Origin of the sequence: Streptomyces sp. GD-15H (assembly GCF_045291515.1) — a bacterium.
In the GTDB taxonomy this organism is placed as follows: domain Bacteria; phylum Actinomycetota; class Actinomycetes; order Streptomycetales; family Streptomycetaceae; genus Streptomyces.
Genome location: NZ_CP149447.1, coordinates 3,824,640 through 3,847,189, shown reverse-complemented (window position 1 = coordinate 3,847,189; position 22,550 = coordinate 3,824,640). Strand labels below are relative to the sequence as shown.

The following is a 22,550-nucleotide window of genomic DNA, read 5'->3' as shown; positions in this document are numbered from 1 at the left end:
TCGGCCATGAACCGGGCGCTGCGCCGGGCCACCGACGCCGTGACGCTCGACGCCGCCGAGGCCGAGGTTCTGCTGCACGCGCGCGGCGCCGACCTCGACCGGCTCTGCGCGGCGGCGAGCCGGGTCCGCGACGCCGGCCTCGAGGCCGCGGACCGGCCGGATGTGATCACCTACTCCCGCAAGGTGTTCATCCCGCTCACCCGGCTGTGCCGGGACCGCTGCCACTACTGCACCTTCGCCACCGTCCCGGGGCGGCTTCCCGCGCCCTACCTCAGTCCCGACGAGGTGCTGGACATCGCCCGCGCGGGAGCGGCGGCCGGGTGCAAGGAGGCGCTGTTCACCCTGGGCGACCGGCCCGAGGAACGCTGGCCCGCGGCTCGCGCCTGGCTGGACGCGCACGGTTACGACGACACGCTCAGCTACGTACGCGCCATGGCGATCCGGGTGCTGGAGGAGACCGGCCTGCTGCCGCACCTCAACCCCGGGGTGCTGTCCTGGACCGACCTCCAGCGACTGAAGCCGGTGGCGCCGAGCATGGGCATGATGCTGGAGACCACGGCGACCCGGCTGTGGTCCGAGCCCGGCGGCCCGCACTACGGCTCCCCCGACAAGGAGCCCGCCGTACGGCTGCGGGTGCTCGAGGACGCGGGCCGCAGCAACGTGCCGTTCACCACCGGCATCCTCATCGGCATCGGGGAGACACCGGCCGAACGGATCGACGCACTCCGGGAGATCCGCCGGATCTCCCGGACGTACGGCGGGATCCAGGAGGTGATCGTGCAGAACTTCCGGGCCAAGTCGGACACGGCGATGCGCGGCGCCCCCAACGCCGGCCCGGAGGAGCTGGCCGCCACCGTCGCGGTGGCGCGGTTGCTGCTCGGGCCAGCCGCCCGCATCCAGGCCCCGCCGAACCTGGTGGGCGAGGAGTTCGCCCTGATGCTGCGGGCCGGCATCGACGACTGGGGCGGGGTGTCCCCGGTGACCGACGACCACGTCAACCCCGAGCGGCCCTGGCCGGTGATCGAGGAACTGACCGCCCACACCGAGGCCGAGGGCTTCACCCTCCGCGAGCGGCTGACGGTCTACCCCGAGCACCTGCGGCGGGGTGAGCCGTGGCTCGACCCCCGGCTGGCTCCCCACGTGGTGGCGCTCGCCGATCCCGTGACCGGCCTGGCGGCCGACGGGGTGCGACCCCGCGGCCTGCCCTGGCAGGAACCGGAGACCCCGCTCGTCGCCGCCGGCCGCACCGACCTGTTCGCCGCCATCGACAGCGAGGGCCGCACCACCGACCGGCGGGCGGACTTCGACTCGGTGTACGGGGACTGGGCGGCGATCGCCCAGGCGGTGCCGCAGGCCGCACGCGCGTCCGGGCGGACGGGCGGCGCGGACGGGCCCTTGCCTGCCCCGGGCGGGCGGCCGGAGCGGCTGCGCCCCGAGTTCGCGGCGGCGCTGCGGGCGGCGGAGGCCGATCCCGCTGGGCTCGCTTCCGCGTCCGCCCTGACCCTGCTCGGTGCCGCACCCGGAGCGGAGATCGAGGCGCTGGCCGCGCTCGCGGACGCACTGCGGGCCGAGGCGGCCGGGGACGAGATCACCTATGTGGTCACCCGCAACATCAACTTCACCAACGTCTGTTACACCGGTTGCCGCTTCTGTGCCTTCGCCCAGCGCCGCACCGACGCCGACGCCTACACCCTCTCCCTGGAGCAGATCGGTGCGCGGGCCGAGGAGGCATGGGCGGTGGGGGCGAGCGAGGTCTGCCTCCAGGGCGGCATCCACCCGGACCTGCCGGGCAGCGCGTACTTCGACATCGCCGCCGAGATCAAGCGGCGCACCCCGGACCTGCACGTGCACGCCTTCTCACCCATGGAGGTGGTCAACGGCGCGACCCGGATGAACGTGTCGGTACGGGAGTGGCTCGAGGCGGCCCGGGAGGCGGGCGTCGACTCGCTGCCCGGCACGGCCGCCGAGATCCTCGACGACGAGGTCCGCTGGGTGCTCACCAAGGGGAAGCTGCCCGCGGCCCAGTGGATCGAGGTGGTCACGACCGCCCACGCGCTGGGCATGCCGACCACGGCGACGATGATGTACGGCCATGTGGACACCCCGCGGCACTGGGTGGACCACATCCGGCTGATCGGACGCCTCCAGGAGGAGACGGGCGGCTTTACGGAGTTCGTCCTGTTGCCGTTCGTGCACACCAACTCCCCTGTCTACCTGGCCGGAATCGCCCGGTCCGGGCCGACGGCCCTGGAGAACCGGGCCGTGCACGCCCTGGCGCGGATCCTGCTCCACGGCAGGATCCGCAACATCCAGACGAGCTGGGTGAAGCTGGCGCGCCACAGCGTCCTCGACGTCCTGCGGGGCGGTGTCAACGACATCGGCGGAACGCTGATGGAGGAGACCATCAGCCGGATGGCGGGCTCGGAGCAGGGGAGTCACAAGAGCATCACCGACCTGGAGGCGCTGGCCCACGACGCCGGCCGTCCGGCCCGGATGAGGACGACCACCTACGGCACCGTCAGCGCGGAGCGGGAGGCGGTGGCCCGCACGCACGACGGAGTGTGGCGGCCGTCGAGGCCACCGCTGACCCTGCTGAATTCCTAGCGGACGGCCGTCCCGCACACCTGCCGGGACGGCCGTGCTCCACCGGGCGCCACGGAAATCGGGCGACCCTCGTGGATTCGCCCGGATATCCCGGCGGATTCCCTTCGTCGATGCCCCGCGGATTCTCTGTGCATCGTCTTGCCCATTGCACCTGGAACGGCGGCCGACACGTATCGCCGTGCCGTGATTCGACCGTGTTCCGAAGCTCCGGGAACGCGGGATTCAGTTCCTTGCAAAAACCGGTCGCGCATTTCGGCCAAACCGTTGACGGAAACCAGACCTGGCTCTAGCGTGAACCATCAGTTCACTCAGTGATCCAGTGGCTGAGTGCCCCGACAGGTTGGCAGGGCGACGTGGATCCCCTCCCTGGACGACACATCCGAAGGATTCGGAGAGTGCCCGAGCATGACTGCGACCAACATCTCTGCATCGCCCAGACCACCCGCGGCTCGTGAGGACCAGGCGGATCCGGCGGCACAGCGCGGACGGGGCGCGGCGGCGCCCTCGCGCGTCGACTCGTCGATCCGCTCGGCGCGCTCCTTGTCGTGGTCGTCCTCGCCGGACTGTGGGAGGGGTACAAGGCGTTCGGCCGGGCCGTCGACGACCGGATCCTCGGGATCGGCCTGCCGGTCGCCACCGACGACCTGTCGATGCCGCACCTGTGGACGATCTTCGGCTCGCTCACCGCGCCGGCCCGCGCGGGCGACCCGACCTCGCTCGCGGTGTACCTCATCGGCGAGACCACCGTGACGCTCCGCGAAGCCCTCTACGGCCTGACGGCCGGATCACTCCTCGGTCTCGCGCTCGCGGTGCTCTTCCTTCATCTGACACCGGTGAGCAAAGGCCTGATGCCCTGGCTGGTCGCCTCCCAGACGGTTCCGCTGGTCGCCATCGCCCCGATGATCGTGATCTGGGGCGGCAAGGCCGGTCTGCAGCCGTGGGTCGCGGTCACCGGCATCGCCGCGTACCTCGCGTTCTTCCCCGTCACCATCAACTCCCTGCGCGGACTGAAGTCCCCGCCGAAGGTGCAGCTCGAGTTCATGCGCAGCGTGGGCGCCGGGCGCGCCCGGGTGCTGTGGTCGCTCCGGTTCCCGGCGGCCCTTCCGTACGTCTTCGCCGGGCTGCGGCTCGCCGCCACCGCGAGCGTGGTGGGCGCCATCGTGGGCGAGCTGTCGGCCGGCACCGGCCGCGGTATCGGCCGCGCCATCCTCACCTCCGCCTACTACTACTCGAACGGCCCGGAGAAGCTGTACGCCGCCGTTCTCGTCGCCGCGATCGCCGGAATCCTCTTCGTGCAGGTCCTTGCCCTGCTGGAGCGGTTCGCGCTCCGCAACCGGCACGCCCGCTAGCCGAGCATCCACAATCTCTGGAGCCTCTGATGGCCGAGCACGCAATCATCTCCGTCCGCGGAGTCGACAAAGTCTTCAACGGCGGTTCCGACCGCGCGGTCACCGCTCTGCAGGACATCGACCTGACCATAGAGCGGGGCGAGTTCATCTCCCTGCTCGGGCCCAGTGGCTGCGGCAAGTCCACTCTGCTGCGGGTGATGGCGGACCTCACCGGACCCACGAGCGGCACCGTCACCGTCAACGGCAAGACGCCGAGTGCGGCCCGCGCCGGCCGCGACTACGGCATGGTCTTCCAGCAGGCCGGACTCTTCGAGTGGCGCAATGTGCTGCGCAACGTCGAACTGCCGCTCCAGGTGGCAGGGGTGAAGAAGGAGGTCCACCGGGCCAAGGCCCTGGAGATGCTGGAACTGGTCCGCCTCAGCGATTTCGCCGGGCACTACCCCTGGCAGCTCTCCGGCGGTATGCAGCAACGCGTCGCGATTGCCCGTGCCCTCTCCGCAGACCCCGAGATCCTCTTCATGGACGAACCGCTCGGGGCCCTCGACGAGATGAACCGCGAACGGCTTCAGGGAGAGCTGCTGCGTATCTGGGGCGACACCCGCACGACCGTCGTGTTCGTCACGCACAGCATCTCCGAGGCCGTTTTCCTCTCCTCGCGGGTGGTGGTGATGTCCGCGCGGCCCGGCCGGGTCGCGGCCTGTATCGACGTGGACCTGCCCCACCCCAGGACCGCCGAGACCCGCACCACGCCGGAGTTCTTCGAGAAGGTGAAGGAAGTCCGCCAGGCCCTCCACGCGGCTCCGAGCGAGCAGGCGGCGGCATGAGCACCGTCCGGCTCTCCCGCCCCGGCCGCCCCGCGCTCACGTCGCGGGCCCTGCAGGTCGCGCCGGTCACGGTGACCGCCGTACTCCTGCTCGGCCTGTGGCAATCGGTCGTCGTGCTGTTCGACGTGCCCGTGTTCATCATGCCGAGTCCGGTCATGATCGCCGAAGCGTTCCAGCAGGACTTCGGGACGATCATGTCCGCATCCCGGTCCACTGTCGAGGCCGTCCTGCTCGGGCTCGTCCTGGGCTCCCTCGGGGGCGTCACCGTGGCGCTCGTCGTCAGCCGCTTCCCTCGGATGTCGGGCCCGGTCCTCAACGCCGCCGTGCTGATCAACTGCGCGCCCATCGTGGCCCTGGCCCCGATCTTCAACAACTGGTTCGGCGTGACCAGCATGCTCTCCAAGGCCGGGGTGGCCGCCGTCATGGTGTTCTTCCCGGTGTTCGTCAACACCACCCGGGGGCTCCTCCAGATCGCGCCCCTGCACGTGGAGCTCATGGAGTCCCTCGCGGCCCGCCCACGCCAGGTGGCCCTCCTGCTACGACTGCCCAATGCCCTCCCGTTCATCTTCAACGCGCTGAAGCTCGGCACCACGCTCGCCGTCATCGGCGTGATCGTCAGCGAATACTTCGGGGGCAGCACCGACGCGCTCGGTGTGTACATCGCCTATCAGGCGGCTCTTCCCCGTTTTGATTACGCCTGGGCCGGAATCCTGGTATCCGGTGCGCTCGGACTCGCCATGTTCGGAGCCGTGACTCTCCTGGAGCGATTCCTGATGCCCTGGCACGAATCCCTGCACGAAGAAGAATCCTGACCGCGGCAGCGGCATTCCCGATTCCCCTCCCCCGTTCTTCCCGCCCCTTCCTCCTTCCTTCCCCTGCGGAGGTAACGTGTCCAGAAAACGAGCACCATTTCCCGGAACAGGCCGCCGTCGCGTCCGGGCGACCGCGGGTCTCTCCGCCGCCGTGCTGCTGCTCTCCGCCTGCGGGGGCATGTCCGAGCCGACCAGCGAGGCCGCTGCGGAGGCCGGCAAGGACTGCGAGTCCAGGACGAAGGTCCGAGTCGTCCTCCAGTGGGTCGCCCAGGCCCAGTTCGCTGGTTACTACGCGGCGAAGGAGAAAGGCTTCTACGACAAGGCGTGCCTGGACGTAACGATCCAGGAGGGTGGCGTGAACATCGTGCCCCAGCAGGTCCTGTCGGCCGGCAACGCCGAGTTCGCCGTCTCCCACGTCACCAAGACCATGGTGACCCGTGAGCAGGGCGCCGACCTGGTCAACATCGGCCAGGAGTTCCAGCGCGGCGCCTACCTCCAGGTCGCCTGGGCCGACTCCGGCATCAAGACCCTCGCCAACCTCAAGGGCAAGCGGGTCGGGAGCTGGGGATACGGCAACGAACTGACCCTCTTCGCCGCGATGCGGGGCTCCGGCGTCGACCCGAAGAAGGACGCCAAGATCATCCAGCAGCCGTTCGACATGTCGCTGCTGCTCAAGCGCGAGGTCGACGCGGCCCAGGCCAAGACCTTCAACGAGTACGCGCAACTCCTGGAGACCACGAACCCGAAGACCGGAAAGCTCTACCAGCCGTCGGACTTCGTCGCGATCAACCTCCAGGACGCCGGATACCAGACGTTGGAAGACGGCGTCTACGCCAAGGAGGACTGGCTGACGAAGAAGGAGAACCAGGAGACCGCGGTCAGGTTCCTCAAGGCCACCTACGAGGGATGGGGTTACTGCCGGGACGAACTCAAGGGCTGTGTCGACGTCGTGCTCAAGAACGGCAGCGCGCTTGGCGAGGGTCACCAGACCTGGATGCTCAACGAGGTCAACAAGGTCATCTGGCCCGCCAAGAACGGCGTCGGGACGATGGACAAGGCCGCCTGGGACCAGACCATCGACATCGCGGTGCAGGCCGGCGTCCTCAAGGCACCGCCCACGGACGGGGCGTACCGCACCGACCTGACCGAGCAGGCGCTCAAGGAGCTGAAGGCCGAGGGATTCGACATCACCGGTGAGTCCTACAAGCCGGAAACGGTCACCGTCACCCCGGGTGGCAAGTAAGAGACGTCCCCCGCCGCATGCCGGTCCCGCGGCACACGGCAGCAGGGGCGGGCTTCCCTGCCAGGATGGTCGGACCGCCCGCAGTGATCTCGACGTGACAGACGGAGGAACAATGGCACCCAGTGAAGCAGGTCTCGTCCGAAGGACGATCTGGCTGCTGCGTACGGTCGCGGCGCACCCCGAAGGGGTCGGGCTCAGTGAGATCGCGCGGGAGTCCGGTATCCCCAAGGCCACCTGTTACCGGGTCCTCACCGTCCTCGAACGCGAGAGCTGGCTGAACCTGGACCCGGTCACCCGCCGTTACCGCGTCTCGCTGGGCCTGCTGTCCATCGTCGGCGGACTGCTGGACGGTGGCGGCGCCTACGGGCACATGCGCGATGTGCTGCGGGATCTGGCGAAGGAGACCAAGGAGACCGCCGGCTTCGACGTCCTGCTCGCCCCCAACGTCATGGTCGTCGCCCAGGTGCCGGGCCCGTCCCTGATCGGACAGACCCTCAAACCCGTACCGAGGACCCAGCCCGTCTGGGCCACCTCCACCGGCAAGGTCCTGCTCAGCGCGCTCGACCCGGCGCAGGTCCGCGCCGAGTTCGGCGAGGAGTTCGAGGCCAACGCGCCCGAACAACTCGGCGGGCTCGACGCGTTCATCGACTCCATGGCCGAGGTGCGGGCCCGCGGCTACGCCCTCGCCTACGACGAACTGGAGGTGGGAGCGGCCTCCGTCGCCGCCCCGGTCCGGGTCGGCGACGCCACCACCTATGCCGTGTGGATCGGCGGACCCACCTACCGGCTGACCCGCACGCGCATCGACGAGGTCGCCGAGTCCGTGATGAAGGCGGCACGTCAGCTCAGCGAGCTGCTGAGCGTCACCGGCATCGAACTGCCCACGGGATTCACCGAGCACTAGGGCACCACCGAGAGCAACCACCGCCCAGCGCGGTGGCCCGATCAGGAGGAAGCGAATGGCGGCATTTCAGGCGCGGCTCCACGCCGCCCGAGAGGTTGTGGACCGGATACCCAAGGGCCTCTACATCGACGGCGAATGGCGCCCGTCCCGCAGCGGGTCGACCGTCTCCGTCGAGGACCCGGGCACCGGTACGGTGATCGCCGAGGTCGCCGACGCGGGCCCGGCGGACGCCGTGGACGCCCTCGACGCCGCTGTGCGGGCGCAGGCGTCCTGGGCGGCGACGCCTCCCCGCGAGCGCGGCGAGGTGCTGCACCGGGCCTTCGAGGCGATCATGGCCCGTAAGGACGACCTGGCCCTGCTGATGACCCTGGAGATGGGCAAGCCCTTCGCCGAGTCCCAGGCCGAGGTGGTCTACGCCGCAGAGTTCCTGCGCTGGTTCTCCGAGGAGGCCGTGCGGATCGACGGCGGATACATGACCGCCCCGGGCGGGGGCTCCCGAGTGGTGACGATGCGTCAGCCCGTGGGTCCCTGTCTGCTGGTCACCCCGTGGAACTTCCCCATGGCGATGGGCACCCGCAAGATCGGTCCGGCGCTCGCGGCGGGCTGCACCGTCGTCGTCAAACCGGCCAAGCAGACCCCGCTGTCCATGCTGGCCCTGGTGGACGTCCTGCGGGAGGCCGGGGCACCCGCCGGCGTGGTGAACGTCTTCACCACCAACCGCTCGGGCGAGGTCACCGACCATTTGCTGAACGACCCCCGGCTGCGCAAGCTGTCCTTCACCGGGTCCACCGAGGTCGGCCGCGCGCTGCTCGCCGCGTCGTCACGGAACGTGCTGCGCACGTCCATGGAACTCGGCGGCAACGCCCCCTTCCTGGTCTTCGCCGACGCCGACCTCGACGCGGCGGTGGAGGGCGCGTTCCAGGCGAAGATGCGCAACATCGGCGAGGCGTGCACGGCCGCCAACCGGTTCTACGTCCACTCCTCGGTCGCCGACGAGTTCGGGCGCCGCCTGGCCGAGCGGCTGGCCGCCCTGCCGGTGGGCCACGGTCTCGACCCGGACAGCCAGGTCGGTCCGCTGATCGACGCGAACGCGGTGAAGAACGTCACCGCCCTGGTCGCCGAGGCCACCGCCGCCGGTGCCACCGTGCTCACCGGGGACGGACCGGTCCCCTCCGACGGTCACTTCTTCGCACCGACCGTGCTCGGCGACGTGCCGCTCGGGGCCCGCACCCTCACGGAGGAGATCTTCGGACCGGTCGCGCCGCTCGTCACCTTCGACGACGAGGAGACGGCGGTGGCCCTGGCGAACGACTCCGAGTACGGACTGGCCGGCTATCTGTTCACCGAGAGCCTGAGCCGTGGCCTGCGGGTGAGTGAGCGGCTGGAATGCGGCATGGTCGGACTCAACCAAGGGGTCATCTCCAACCCCGCCGCTCCCTTCGGCGGGGTCAAGCAGTCCGGGCTCGGCCGGGAGGGCGGGGCGGTGGGCATCGACGAATACCTGAGCACCAAGTACCTGGCGATCAAGGCGGACCGATGACGGGCTTCATTCTGGCGGGCCTCCAGTTCGAACCGGCCTTCCGCGATCCCGCGGCGAACATCGAGACGTCCTCGCGGCTCATTCGTGAGGCGGCGGCCGCCGGGGCCCGGCTGGTGGTCCTGCCCGAAGCCGCCTCGGCCGGGTACATGTTCACCGACCGCGCGGACGCCCGCAGGAACGCCGAGCCCGTCCCCGGCGGTCCGGTCTGCTCGGCCTGGGCCGCGCTCGCCGCCGAACTGGATCTGTGGATCGTCGCCGGGATCATCGAGCTGGCGGGCGAGAAGGTGTACAACGCGGCGGTCCTGATCGGCCCCGAGGGGCACATCGGCACCTTCCGCAAGGCGCACCTGTGGAACTTCGAGAAGGAACTCTACGACCGTCAGGAGGACGGCTTCCCCGTCTTCCGCACCCCGCTCGGCAATATCGCCATCGGCATCTGCTACGACGCGTGGTTCCCGGAGACGTTCCGCAGCGCCGCGCTCGGCGGAGCCGACCTGCTGGCCCTCCCGTCGAACTGGGTGCCCGTACCCGGGCAGCCGGAGGACGTCCCGGTGATGGCCAACCTGATGTGCATGTCCGGGGCGCACAGCAACCAGTTCTTCGTCGCCGGGGTCAGCCGTATCGGCACCGAGCGCGACCAGCCGTTCATCGGCCGGTCGCTGATCGTGGGCCCGGACGGCTGGCTGCTGGCCGGACCGGCCGGCGGTGACGAGGAGGCCATCGTCCTCGCGGAGGTGGACCTGATCGGTTCCCGCGGGGAGCGGCTGGGCAACCCCTTCAACCAGCCGCTCGGCGACCGGCGTACGGACGTCTACCGGACCGGCGACTTCCTCCCGGATCCCTCCCGCACCCTGGCCTGAGGGCCGGCTCGTCTCCTTTGCCCGGGCCGCTTCCCGGCCCTGTTTCCGGGCGCCTCCTCACCCCCGTGAGGCGCCCGGACACCCTCCAGCGCCCGGGAAACCTCCGGCCGGCCCCGATGCCCCGTACGCGGGTGTCCCGTAACCCCTTTCCCTGTCTCTTGGTGGATACACCGACATCTCTTGACACGTCGGTGGACCTACCGGAGACTCTTCCCACTCTCTGAACCCTTGGTTCACTCAATGGACCCACAGGTGAACGGCTATGCGAGCGAACGAGCGCACCAGCGCACAGGTAGAGCTCTCCGATCCGAGCAGTATCGAGGGGAGCCCGCTCTACAACGAGGACCTGGCGCCCGTACCCCTCTCCCGCAGGACCTGGGGCACGTACAACTATGCGGCGCTGTGGATGGGCATCGCCCACGGCATCCCCACGTACTACCTCGCCAGTGGCCTCATCGGCCTTGGCATGAGCTGGTACCAGGCGGTCATGACGATCGCCCTGGGCAACTTGATCGTCCTGGGGCCCATCCTGCTCAACAGTCACGCAGGTACCAAGTACGGCATCCCCTACCCCGTCTTCGCCCGTGCCGCCTTCGGCACCCTCGGCGCCAACGTGCCCGCACTGATGCGGGCCCTGTCCGCATGCGGCTGGTTCGGCATCCAGACGTGGATCGGCGGGCAGGCCATCTACACGATCACCGGTGCCTTCGCCGGTGACGCGTGGCTCAACGCGGGCGAGCTGTGGGGTCACCCCAAGAGCCTGTGGCTGTCCTTCGCGGTGTTCTGGCTCCTGCAGATCGCGCTCATCGTCCGGGGTGTCGAATCCATCCGCCGCTTCGAGAACTGGTCCGCGCCGCTCATCCTGATCGTCGCCGCGTTCCTGCTGGTCTGGATGGTCATCCAGGCGGACGGCTTCGGCCCGCTCGCGACCGAGCCGTCCAAGCTGGGCTGGGGCGCCGACTTCTGGCTGCTGTTCGCGCCCTCCCTGATGGGCATGATCGCGTACTTCGCCACGATGTCCGTCAACATCGCGGACTTCACCCGCTACTCCAAGGGACAGCGGGAACAGATGATCGGCCAGTCACTGGGCCTGCCCCCGACGATCACCCTGTTCTCCATGATCGGCGCCCTCACCACCTCGGCCACCATCGTTGTCTACGGGCACGCGATCTGGGACCCCGTCGAGCTGGTCAGCCGCTTCTCCAACCCGGTCGTCGTCGTGTTCGCCCTGCTGTGCGTCATCGTGGCCACCATCGCCGTCAACGTCGCGGCCAACGTCGTGGGCCCCGCCTTCGACTTCTCCAACGCCCTGCCGCGCCTCATCAGCTTCCGCACCGGCGGCGTCATCGCCGGCGTCATCGGCATCCTGATGCAGCCCTGGCGGCTGCTCTCCTCGCCCGAGCTGTACATCTTCAGCTGGCTCGGTGTGACCGGCGCCGTCCTCGGCAGTGTCGCCGGGGTTCTCGCCGCCGAGTACTGGCTGCTGCGCAAGCGTCAGCTCGACCTCGCCGGGCTGTACACGCGCGGCGGACCGTACGAGTACGCCAAGGGCTTCAACTGGCGTCCCCTCCTCACGCTCGGGATCGTCCTGTTCCTGTCCCTCGCCGGTGCGTACTCCGAGAACGGGAACGGGCCCTTCCCCGCGGACGGATTCGTCCCCTTCCTCAAGCCGCTGTTCGACTACGGCTGGGCCGTCGCCTTCCTCGGCGGTATCGCCCTGCACGCCGCGTTCAGCAAACTCTTCCCGCCCCGCGTCCCGCTTCGGGCGGAGGCGGAGGTGGAGACGGAGACGGAGGAGAAGGACCGGAGCACGGTCTGATCCGACGGGGCAGGCCGGCGTGCGCCGGTCTGCCCCGTCCCGTCCGCGTTTCCGTGTCGTCCTGTCGTCCGTTCCACCGCCCTTTGTCGTCCATTCCACCGTTCTTTCCGTTGCGTACGTCCCTTTCAGGGCGCCTACGCCGCCGTCTCCCCCTGGAGGGCCCCGATGAAGACCCGTGCCGCCGTCATGACCGCACCCGGCAAGGACTGGGAGATCACCGAACTCGAACTCGCCCCGCCCCAGGCGGGCGAGGTCCTGGTCCGCTTCACCCACGCCGGACTCTGCTACTCGGACGAGCACGTCCGCACCGGCAACATGGCCCCGCTGCCCATCATCGGCGGGCACGAGGGCTCCGGGATCGTCGAAGCCGTCGGCGAAGGCGTGTCCAAGCTCGCCCCCGGCGACCATGTGGCCGCCTCCTTCAAACCGTCCTGCGGGCACTGCCGCTGGTGCGCGGCAGGCCGAGCCAACCTGTGCGACGCCGCGGCGTTCGGCCCCGAGGGCAAACTCCCCGACGGCACCTACCGGTTCACCGGCCCCGACGGGCCCATCGGCGCCAACTGCGCGCTGGGCACCTTCGCCGAGCACTCCGTCGTCTCCCAGGACTCCCTGGTCCGGGTCGACCCCGACCTGCCGCTCTCGGTGGTCGCGCTGGTGAGCTGCGGCGTCCTCACCGGCTGGGGCGCCGCCGTGTACGCGGCCGAGCCCGAGCCCGGTGACACCGTCATCGTCGTCGGCGCGGGCGGCGTCGGCATCAACGCCGTACAGGGAGCCCGGCTCTCCGGCGCCGGCAACGTCATCCTCGTCGACCCCAACGAGGCCAAGCACGCCCTCGCCCGTGACCTCGGGGCCTCCCACGTCTGCCGCACCCTCGACGAGGCGGCGGCCCTCGCCGCGGAGCTCAACCCCGATGCGAAGGGCGCCGATTCCACCCTCGTCTGCACCGGCGAGACCACCGCCCCCATCGTCCGCGCCGCCTTCGAGGCCACCGGCAAGGGCGGCACGATCGTCCTCGCCGGCATGTCCGAGGACGTCCACGACATCAACATCCAGCTCCCCGGAACGCAGCTCGTCTTCGCCGAGAAGCGCCTCCAGGGGACCATCTTCGGCTCGTGCAGCCCCATCCGGGACGTGCCCCGTGTGCTGTCCCTGTACCGCCAGGGCCTGATCAAGCTCGACGAGCTGGTCAGCCGCACCTACAGCCTCGACGAGATCAACCAGGGCTTCGAGGACCTGCGGTCCGGCCGCAACCTGCGCGGCATCGTCGCCCACGGCCCCGCACAGTGAACCGAAGCCCGGAGCAACGAGAGCACCCCATGCGAGTACAGCAGGATCAGCGGCAAGAGCAGCACCCGAAGGAGCAGAAGGAGCACCCCGCCATGTCCCACGGGACCGACCGTGACGCGCTCTACATCGACGGCGACTGGCGCACCCCCGCCACCGACCGCACGTTCACCGCGGTCAGCGCCGCCACCGAGGAGCCCTTCGGCGTCTTCCCCGAGGCGGACCGCGCCGATGTGGACGTCGCTGTCGCCGCCGCGCGCCGCGCCCTGGGCGGCGCACGCGGGTGGGGCTCGGCCACGGAGCGGGCCGCCGCGATGGAGCGCCTGGCCCTCGCCCTGGAGTCCCGCACCGAGGCCCTCGGCACCGTGATCGCCCAGGAGGTCGGCACGCCCCTGGCACGGGCGATCGAAGCCAACGTCGGCGCCGCGAGCGGACTGCTCCGCTTCTACGCCCCGCTCGCCGACGTCATGTACGCGGAGGACCTGCGCCCCGCCGGGGTGGGCCACAGCCTGGTCCGCCGTGAGCCGGTCGGCGTGGTCGCCATGATCGCGCCGTGGAACTACCCGCTCAGCACCCTGTTCTTCAAACTGGCGCCCGCGCTGGCCATGGGCTGCACCGCCGTGATCAAGCCCTCACCCACCACCGGGCTCGACTCGTTCCTCGTCGCCGACGCGGTCCACGAGGCGGGATTCCCCCCGGGCGTGATCAACTTCCTGCCCGCCGAGCGGGAGGTGGGGGAGTACCTGGTCACCCATCCCGGAGTGGACAAGGTCGCCTTCACCGGCTCCACCGCGGCCGGACGGCGCATCGGCGGACTCTGCGGCGAACTGCTGCGCCCCGTCACCCTGGAACTGGGCGGCAAGTCCGCCGCGATCCTCCTGGAGGACGCGCCGCTGCCCCTCTTCCTCGACCACCTGCTCGGGCTGTCGTTCAACAACAACGGCCAGACCTGCACCAACAACACCCGGCTGCTGGTGCCCCGTTCGCGCCACGACGAGATCGTGGACGCCGTCACCGCGACGGTCGCGGGCTGGACGGTCGGTGACCCGCTGGACCCGTCCACGGTGATCGGACCGGTCGCCGGGGCCGCTCACCGCGACCGGATCGAGGGCTACCTCCGTCAGGGCCGGCAGGAGGGGGCGCGCGTCACCACCGGCGGCGGCCGCCCGGCCGGCCTCGACCGGGGCTTCTACATCGAGCCCACCGTCTTCGCCGACGTGGACCCCGCGATGGTCGTCGCCCGGGAGGAGATCTTCGGCCCCGTGGTGACCATCTCCGCCTACGACGGCTCCGTCGAGGGTGCCGTCGCCATGGCCAACGACTCCGCCTACGGTCTGGCCGGCAGTGTCTGGACGGTCGACGAGGCGCTGGGGCGCCGGGTGGCCCGCGCGGTGGACACCGGAACCTTCAGCGTCAACCACGCCAACTTCGACATCGGCGCACCCATGGGCGGGCGGAAGGCCAGCGGTCTGGGCTTCGAACTGGGGCGTGAGGCGATCGAGGCGTACATCCAGTACAAGACGATCTTCGTGACCGAGCCGCCCGCGGACGACGACGCACGGGCGGCCTAGAACGGGGGACCGACGGCGCGAGGCGATGGCGCGGGGCGGCGGCGCGGGACGGGGGCACCGGGGTCGCCGCCCCGGGCCGACCGGGCGTCGGCAAAGGCACGGGTGAGGCGGGCGTAGCGTAGGCGGTATGACGACGTACGGATCCTTTCCCGGCACGCGACCGCGGCGTCTGCGGACCACCCCCGCCATGCGGCGAATGGTCGCGGAGACCCGGCTGCACCCCGCCGACCTCATCCTTCCGGCCTTCGTGCGTGAGGGGGTGAGCGAGCCGGTGCCGATCGAGGCGATGCCGGGCGTGGTGCAGCACACGCGCGACACCCTGAAGAAGGCGGCGGCCGAGGCCGTGGCCGCCGGGATCTCCGGGATCATGCTGTTCGGGGTGCCGGAGGAGTCGAAGAAGGACGCCCTGGGCACGGTGGGCACCGACCCGGACGGGATTCTCCAGGTCGCCCTGCGGGACGTACGGGCCGAGGTCGGGGACGACCTGCTCGTCATGTCCGACCTCTGTCTCGACGAGACGACGGATCACGGTCACTGCGGGGTGCTGGACGACCAGGGGCGTGTGGACAACGACGCGACGCTCGAGCGGTACGCCGAGATGGCGCAGGTGCAGGCCGACGCGGGCGCCCATGTCGTCGGGCCCAGCGGGATGATGGACGGGCAGATCGGCGTCATCCGCGACGCCCTCGACCAGATCGGCCGCGAGGACGTCGCGATCCTCGCCTACACCGCCAAGTACGCCTCCGCCTTCTACGGGCCGTTCCGCGAGGCCGTCGGGTCGTCGCTCCGGGGCGACCGCAAGACGTATCAGCAGGACCCGGCCAACGTCCGTGAATCGATGCGGGAGTTGGCGCTCGACCTGGCGGAGGGCGCCGACCTGGTGATGGTCAAGCCGGCCGGGCCCTACCTCGACATCCTCGCCCGGGTCGCCGACGCCGTGGACGTGCCGGTGGCCGCGTACCAGATCTCCGGTGAGTACTCGATGATCGAGGCCGCCGCCGAGAAGGGCTGGATCGACCGGGACCGGGCGATCCTGGAGACCCTGACCGGCATCAAGCGGGCCGGGGCGCAGAACATCCTCACCTACTGGGCCACCGAGGTCGCCCAGAAGCTGGGGGCGTAGCTCAGCGTACGGGTGGCCTCGAAGCCAGGACCGGCTGCTGCGTCCGGCCGGACGCAGCAGCCGACGGTGAGCACCCGCAAACGGTTCGCCGACGGCGCCCCCACCTGACCGGCCGCCGGTCGGCCGGCTGAGCGCGTGAACGGCCGCGGCCCGTCCTCCCCGGCGGGAGGACGGGCCGCGCTCATGCCGTCGGTACGGTCTCAGAGCCGCTCGGGCGTCCTGATGCCCAGCAGCGCCATGCCCCGGTGCAGGGTGCGGGCCGTGATGTCGCACAGGAACAGGCGGTTGGCCACCTGCTCGGGCGACTCGGCCTTCAGCACCGGGCACTTGTCGTAGAACGACGTGTACAGGGACGCCAACTGGTACAGGTACGCGGCCAGCTTGTGCGGGGCGTACTCCCGCGCCGCGTCCGCCACCGTCTCCGCGAACGCGTCCAGGTGCAGGCCCAGCGCCCGCTCGGCCTCGTGCAGGGCCGACTCCGGGTGTGCCGAAGGGCGTACGCCGTCGGGCGCCTTGCGCAGGATCGACTGGATACGGGCGTAGGCGTACTGGAGGTAGACGGACGTGTCGCCGTTCAGGGACACCATCTGGTCGAGGTCGAACTTGTAGTCCCGGTTCGCCGACGTCGACAGGTCCGCGTACTTCACCGCGCCGACGCCCACCTGGGTGCCCCGCTCGGCGATCTCCTCCTCGGACAGGTCCTGCGCCTTCTCCCGGACCACCGCCGACGCGCGCTCGATCGCCTCGTCCAGCAGGTCCACCAGCTTCACCGTCTCACCGGCGCGGGTCTTGAACGGCTTGCCGTCCTTGCCGAGGACCGTGCCGAAGGCGAGCTGCGTCGCCGTGACCCCGTCGCCGAGCCAGCCGGCCCGGCGCGCGGTCTCGAAGACCATCTTGAAGTGCAGCGACTGCCGGGCGTCCACCACGTACAGCAGCGTGTCCGCCTTCAGGTGGAACACCCGGTCCCGGATCGCCGACAGGTCGGTCGCCGCGTAGCCGTAGCCGCCGTCCGACTTCTGCACGATCAGCGGGACCTGCTTGCCGTCCGGGCCCAGGATGTCGTCGAAGAAGATGCACAGCGCGCCCTCGGAGCGCACCGCGACGCCGGACTCCTCCAGCAGTCGGCAGGTCTCGGCGAGCATGTCGTTGTAGCCGGACTCGCCGACGATGTCGGAGTCGCGGACCTCCATGTCCAGCTTCTCGAAGACGGAGAAGAAGTAGATCTTCGACTCGTCGACGAACCGCTGCCAGGTGGCGAGGGTCTGCGGGTCGCCCGCCTGGAGGTCGACCACCCGGCGCCGCGCCCGCGTCTTGAACTCCTCGTCGGAGTCGAAGACGCCACGGGCCGCCTTGTAGAGGCGGTCGAGGTTCGACATCGCCTCCTCACCGGCACGGGCGTCGCCACTGTCAGCGGCACCGGAAGCGGCGGCGGCGGACTTGTGGTCCAGCTCGTGCGGGTGCTCCTCCAGATACTGGATGAGCATGCCGAACTGGGTGCCCCAGTCGCCGATGTGGTGGCGGCGCACCACGTTCTCACCGGTGAACTCCAGGAGCTGGACCACCGAGTCGCCGATCACGGCGGACCGCAGATGGCCGACGTGCATCTCCTTCGCCACGTTCGGCTGGGCGTAGTCGATCACCGTGGTGCCGGGGTGCTCGGCCACCGGCACGCCGAGGCGCTCGGCGTCCGCGTAGCGCGCGGCGAGGTTCGCGGTGATCGCCCGGTCCGCGATCGTGATGTTGAGGAAGCCGGGCCCGGAGACCTCGACGCCCTTGATCAGCTCGTCGCCGGTGGCGATGTGCGCGACGACCTCGGCGGCCAGTTCCCGCGGGTTCGCCTTCACCTTCTTGGCCAGCGCCAGGATGCCGTTGGCCTGGTAGTCCGCCCGGTCGCTTCGTCGCAGCAGCGGGTCCGCGGATGCCTCCGGCCGGCTGGCGGAGATGGCGGACGCGAGCTGCTGGTTGACGAGATCGGTGAGCGACGTGACCGAGGCCATAGGAGTGGGTGCCCGTTCTCCTCGTGGGTTCAGATAGACCTGGTCAGTATCCCACGGGTGGCAAAGCGGTTTCCCGGCCGCGGGCCGGTGGGGCTCGTCGCGCCCGCGCGGCGGAGCCGCATGTCGACACGGCCCGCGCCCCTGGGCGCCGGCGAAAAGCGGTTTTCGCGGATGGGGGCCGGGCTGGGAGAATGGAGGGGTCAGCCGTGCGACCGTACTGGCTGCCCGAGCAGAAAGAAGGACGTGCCGATCGTGGCTCAGAGCACCGAGACCACCGACTGGGTCTCCCGTTTCGCGGATGACGTCATCGAGGAATCGGAGCGTCGGGCCCCGGGCAAACCCGTCGTCGTCGCCTCCGGACTGTCCCCGTCGGGCCCCATCCACCTGGGCAACCTCCGCGAGGTCATGACCCCGCACCTGGTCGCCGACGAGATCCGCCGCCGCGGCCACCAGGTGCGGCACCTGATCTCCTGGGACGACTACGACCGGTACCGCAAGGTCCCGGCCGGTGTCGAGGGCGTCGACGAGACGTGGGCCGAGCACATCGGCAAGCCGCTCACCTCGGTCCCGGCCCCCAAGGGCTCGGCGTACCCGAACTGGGCGGAGCACTTCAAGGCCGCGATGATCGAGTCGCTCGCCGAGCTGGGCGTGGAGTTCGACGGGATCAGCCAGACGGAGCAGTACACCTCCGGCGCCTACCGCGAGCAGATCCTGCACGCGATGAAGCACCGCGCGGACATCGACGCCGTCCTCGACCAGTACCGCACCAAGCAGAAGGCCGCACCGAAGAAGCAGCAGCAGAAGCCGGCCGACGAGGCGGAGCTGGAGGCGGCGGAGGGCTCCGGCGCCGCCACCGAGGACGACGGCAGCCTCGGCTCCGCCGGCTACTTCCCGTACAAGCCGTACTGCGGCAACTGCGAGAAGGACCTCACCACCGTCACCGCCTACGACGACGGGACCACGGAGCTGACCTACGCCTGCACCGCGTGCGGCTTCTCCGAGACGGTCCGGCTGAACGAGTTCAACCGCGGCAAGCTGGTCTGGAAGGTCGACTGGCCGATGCGCTGGGCGTACGAGGGCGTGATCTTCGAGCCGAGCGGTGTCGACCACTCGTCCCCCGGCTCGTCGTTCCAGGTCGGCGGGCAGATCGTCGGGATCTTCGGCGGCAAGCAGCCGATCGGCCCGATGTACGCGTTCGTCGGCATCAGCGGCATGGCCAAGATGTCGTCCTCGCGCGGTGGCGTGCCCACGCCCGCCGACGCGCTGAAGATCATGGAACCCCAGCTGCTGCGCTGGCTGTACGCCCGCCGCCGGCCAACCAGTCCTTCAAGGTCGCCTTCGACCAGGAGATCCAGCGCCTCTACGACGAGTGGGACCGGCTCGACGCCAAGGTCGCCGAGGGCGCCGGGCTGCCCGCCGACGTCGCCGCGCACTCCCGCGCGGTGGGCACGGCGAGCGGCGCGCTGCCGCGGACGCCCCGGCCGCTGCCGTACCGCACCCTCGCCTCCGTCGCCGACATCACCGGCGGGCACACGGACCAGGCGCTGCGCATCCTCAGCGACTTCGACCCCGCCCACCCGCTCACCTCCCTCGACGAGGCACGGCCGCGCTACGACAAGGCCGAGGCGTGGATCAACACCCACGTCCCCGCCGACCAGCGCACCATCGTCCGTAAGGAGCCCGACGAGGAGCTGCTGAAGTCACTCGACGAGCAGGGCCGGGAGTCCCTGCGGCTGCTGGTCGACGGGCTCGCCGACCACTGGTCCCTGGACGGGCTCACCCACCACGTCTACGGCGTTCCCAAGGTCCAGGCGGGCTTCCCCGCCGACGCCACGCCCAAGGAGCTGCCCGCGGAGATCAAGACCGCGCAGCGGTCGTTCTTCGCGCTGCTCTACCACCTGCTCGTCGGCCGCGACACCGGCCCGCGCCTGCCCACACTGCTGCTCGCGGTGGGCCAGGAGCGGGTACGGAGGCTGCTCGGGCACTGACCGGCGTGTCGACGCGTACGGCGATGGGGGCGCCCGGTGTTCCACCGGGCGCCCCCATCGCCGTACCGTGCGCTCGTTCGCGTGCGGGTCACGCAATGTGGTCTTCCTCCAGCTCGGCGGAGTGACGGTTCTGGAAGTCCAGGACCATGCGCTTGGCGTCCGCGTCCAGCAGCGAGTGGCCGTACGTCGCCTCGACGTATTCGCCGAACTCGCGCGGGGTCGGGTAGCCGCTGCCGCTTATCGACTGCTTGAACAGCTTGTAGTAGGCATCGTCGTCCGGGGCCTGGGGCTCCGGAGGGCCACCGCCCTCGCCCAGTTCACGCGTACGGCCCCCCGGGCCGACCGGGATGGGGAAGGTGCCGGTGTCCTCCGGGGACGGCTCCCGCACCGGAGGTACCTCCTCGAACTGACGGCGGTACTGCTCGGCCTGCTCCTGCTCCGCAACCCACTGGGCGTACTGCGGGTCGTTCTGCGGGTCGTACGTGGGGTCGTAGCCGCCGTGGTACTCGACGGTCTGCGGGTCCCGGGCGTGCAGCCACAGGTTCTGGTCCGTGGCGGACTGCTGCTCGTACGGGGGCTGCGCCGTGGGCTCCTCCGCATCCGGGAACTCGCGGATTTCCCGGGGGCCCTGGGAATTCCGGGGGTCCACGGCGCCGGGGTTGTCCCGCTCGTCCCGGTCACCGGGGTGGGGGCTGGTGCCGGGGTCGCCCGTCAGCTCGGGGCGACGCTCGGCGGAGGGGGCCGCCTTCCGCAGGGCGGGCGCCGACGACGCCATGGCCGGGCCGTCCGCGGCCGTCCGGTGCTCGGGGGCCGGCGGAGCACAGCCGGCTCGATGCCGGCCGCCGCCAGACCCGCCGGGGCCGTCTCGGCGAGGGGGACGCCGTACTTTGCCAGGCGCAGCGGCATCAGGGACTCCACCGGGGCCTTGCGGCGCCAGCTCCGGCCGAAGCGGGAGCGCATCCGGGCCTGGTAGACGAGGCGTTCCTGCTCCAGCTTGATGACCTGATCGTAGGAACGCAGCTCCCACAGCTTCATCCGCCGCCACAGCAGGAACGTGGGTATCGGCGACAACAGCCACCGGGTGAGGCGGACGCCCTCCATGTGCTTGTCCGCGGTGATGTCGGCGATCCGGCCGACCGCGTGCCGGGCGGCCTCCACGGACACCACGAACAGGATGGGGATCACGCTGTGCATGCCCACACCGAGCGGATCCGGCCAGGCCGCCGCGCCGTTGAAGGCGATCGTGGCCGCCGTCAGCAGCCACGCCGTCTGACGCAGCAGCGGGAAGGGGATACGGATCCAGGTCAGCAGCAGATCCAGGGCCAGCAGGACGCAGATGCCGGCGTCGATGCCGATCGGGAACACGTAGCTAAAGTTCCCGAAACCCTTCTGCAGGGCCAGTTCACGGACGGCCGCGTACGAACCCGCGAAGCCGATTGCGGCGATGATCACGGCTCCGGTGACGACCACACCGATGAGAATCCGGTGCGTCCGTGTCAGCTGAATGGGCGCGGCCACCCGTACTCCCCTCCTCTTGCGTGTGGTTGCGCGCAACAGAGTGGCACATGTGTGCGGAGGCCGGGTGGCCGGTTCCGTATCAGAGCTTCACCGCACGTCTCCGGGTACGTCGCCGTGCACGCTTCTGTGCCTGTTCGTCAGTTCTCCGTCGCCGAGGGGGACGCCGACTTCGACGGCGAACCGCTCTCGGCGGCCCCGCTGTCGCCGTCGCCCTTGCCGTCCTTGCCGCCCTTGGTCTCGGTCACGGACGTCACCGCTTCCTTGGCCGCCTTCTTCGCGTCCTTCGACAGGTCGTCGGCGCTCGGCGTCTTGTCCCCGGCGAGGCCCGCCCCGTTGTAGTCGAGGGTGACGACCACGTTCTCGACGCGCGCCACCACCGCCTGCTGCTTGAAGGTGCCTTCCTTCTTCTTCAGGTCGTAGCGCACGGCCGTCGCCTCGTCGCCGGTGCCGGAGACCGGCTCCGTCTCGATGCCCTTGGCGCCGTCGGTGGCCTGGATGTCCCTGACCTGCTTGTCGTAGTACTCCTTGGCCAGTTCGTCGCCCGCGCCGCGTGCGGTGTCCGAGTCGAAGCGCAGCATCGACACGTTCAGCCAGCGGAACTGCGAGCCGTCCACCCCGTTGTTGGCGAGACTGCTCCAGGAGCAGCTGGCGCGCGTGGAGACGTCGGCGGACTGGCCCTCCTTGCCCGACTTCGCCTTGGGCACGAGGTCGTCCAGGGTCTTCTCCGACAGGACGTCGCACGCGTCCGGGAGGTTCGTGTAGACCGCCGCCCGCACCGTCGGGGACGGGCTCGCGGACGCCGACGCGGAGGTGCCGGCCGCCTTGCCCTCGCCGCCGTCGGAGCCGGAGTCCGAGGAGCAGCCGGCGGCGATCAGCATCGCGGGGACGGCCGCCGCGCAGACAAGGACGCGGTTGAGGCGCTTCGCTCTCCCCCGCTGTCCGGACGACGTGGGCGGTGCCCCCTGGTCTCGCTGTGCTCGTCGCTGCATGGTTCCTTCACTCATGACGCTCGTGTTCCCTGCGGTCGAACCCGCGGTCAAAACCGGATCCGAGGGGTCACCGTACGCGGTACGCCGTCCGTGTGGTCTTCCTTCGAGTGCTTCGCGCAGGGCGG

The 22,550-nt window shown here is 70.3% G+C and carries 14 protein-coding genes and 2 pseudogenes; 13 read left to right on the top strand and 3 right to left on the bottom strand.

The window, feature by feature from the left end:
* Window positions 1-6: 6 nt before the first annotated feature.
* The 12 genes from WJ438_RS17935 (at window position 7) to hemB (ending at window position 15,933) form a co-directional block, all read left to right on the top strand.
* Entirely contained in the window at window positions 7-2,604 is a 2,598-nt protein-coding gene (locus tag WJ438_RS17935; protein ID WP_406729723.1) for a bifunctional FO biosynthesis protein CofGH, read from the top strand.
* A 545-nt stretch (window positions 2,605-3,149) separates the two neighbouring features.
* Window positions 3,150-3,953: an ABC transporter permease gene (locus WJ438_RS17930; protein WP_406726153.1), complete on the top strand. Its 804-nt coding sequence runs from the start codon at window positions 3,150-3,152 to the stop codon at window positions 3,951-3,953.
* Between the two features lie 29 nt (window positions 3,954-3,982).
* Complete coding sequence (locus WJ438_RS17925; RefSeq protein ID WP_406726152.1) at window positions 3,983-4,777, top strand: ABC transporter ATP-binding protein; 795 nt, start codon at window positions 3,983-3,985, stop codon at window positions 4,775-4,777.
* Complete coding sequence (locus tag WJ438_RS17920) at window positions 4,774-5,589, top strand: ABC transporter permease (RefSeq protein ID WP_406726151.1); 816 nt, start codon at window positions 4,774-4,776, stop codon at window positions 5,587-5,589. The genes WJ438_RS17925 and WJ438_RS17920 overlap by 4 nt, the downstream gene beginning before the upstream one ends.
* Window positions 5,590-5,767: 178 nt before the next feature.
* Window positions 5,768-6,832 carry an ABC transporter substrate-binding protein gene (locus tag WJ438_RS17915; RefSeq protein WP_406726150.1) on the top strand — a complete coding sequence of 355 codons (1,065 nt, stop codon included), beginning with the start codon at window positions 5,768-5,770 and terminating at the stop codon, window positions 6,830-6,832.
* A gap of 112 nt (window positions 6,833-6,944) precedes the next feature.
* Window positions 6,945-7,736 carry an IclR family transcriptional regulator gene (locus tag WJ438_RS17910; RefSeq protein ID WP_406726149.1) on the top strand — a complete coding sequence of 264 codons (792 nt, stop codon included), beginning with the start codon at window positions 6,945-6,947 and terminating at the stop codon, window positions 7,734-7,736.
* A gap of 55 nt (window positions 7,737-7,791) precedes the next feature.
* Window positions 7,792-9,276: an NAD-dependent succinate-semialdehyde dehydrogenase gene (locus WJ438_RS17905; protein WP_406726148.1), complete on the top strand. Its 1,485-nt coding sequence runs from the start codon at window positions 7,792-7,794 to the stop codon at window positions 9,274-9,276.
* Window positions 9,273-10,136: a nitrilase family protein gene (locus WJ438_RS17900; protein WP_406726147.1), complete on the top strand. Its 864-nt coding sequence runs from the start codon at window positions 9,273-9,275 to the stop codon at window positions 10,134-10,136. The genes WJ438_RS17905 and WJ438_RS17900 overlap by 4 nt, the downstream gene beginning before the upstream one ends.
* Before the next feature lie 262 nt (window positions 10,137-10,398).
* A complete protein-coding gene (locus tag WJ438_RS17895; protein WP_406726146.1) occupies window positions 10,399-11,955 on the top strand; it encodes an NCS1 family nucleobase:cation symporter-1 in 1,557 nt (518 codons plus the stop codon).
* Window positions 11,956-12,120: 165 nt separating this feature from the next.
* Window positions 12,121-13,242 (top strand): Zn-dependent alcohol dehydrogenase, encoded by a 1,122-nt coding sequence (locus tag WJ438_RS17890; protein ID WP_406726145.1) that lies wholly within the window; start codon window positions 12,121-12,123, stop codon window positions 13,240-13,242.
* 92 nt (window positions 13,243-13,334) lie between these two features.
* Window positions 13,335-14,810, top strand: coding sequence for an aldehyde dehydrogenase (locus tag WJ438_RS17885; RefSeq protein WP_406726144.1), 1,476 nt, complete (start codon window positions 13,335-13,337; stop codon window positions 14,808-14,810).
* A gap of 127 nt (window positions 14,811-14,937) precedes the next feature.
* Window positions 14,938-15,933, top strand: coding sequence for a porphobilinogen synthase (hemB, locus tag WJ438_RS17880; protein ID WP_406726143.1), 996 nt, complete (start codon window positions 14,938-14,940; stop codon window positions 15,931-15,933).
* 200 nt (window positions 15,934-16,133) lie between these two features.
* On the opposite strand, the gene argS is transcribed toward hemB, so the two are convergent.
* Window positions 16,134-17,930 carry an arginine--tRNA ligase gene (gene argS / locus WJ438_RS17875; RefSeq protein WP_406726142.1) on the bottom strand — a complete coding sequence of 599 codons (1,797 nt, stop codon included), beginning with the start codon at window positions 17,928-17,930 and terminating at the stop codon, window positions 16,134-16,136.
* A 243-nt stretch (window positions 17,931-18,173) separates the two neighbouring features.
* Here argS and lysS point away from each other — a divergent pair.
* Window positions 18,174-19,918: pseudogene (gene lysS / locus WJ438_RS17870) on the top strand (lysine--tRNA ligase).
* A gap of 88 nt (window positions 19,919-20,006) precedes the next feature.
* Here lysS and WJ438_RS17865 read toward each other — a convergent pair.
* Both WJ438_RS17865 and WJ438_RS17860 read right to left on the bottom strand, forming a co-directional pair.
* Window positions 20,007-21,436 (bottom strand): annotated as a pseudogene (locus WJ438_RS17865) (DUF2637 domain-containing protein).
* A gap of 137 nt (window positions 21,437-21,573) precedes the next feature.
* Complete coding sequence (locus WJ438_RS17860; protein WP_406726141.1) at window positions 21,574-22,440, bottom strand: DUF3558 family protein; 867 nt, start codon at window positions 22,438-22,440, stop codon at window positions 21,574-21,576.
* Between the last annotated feature and the right edge of the window lie 110 nt (window positions 22,441-22,550).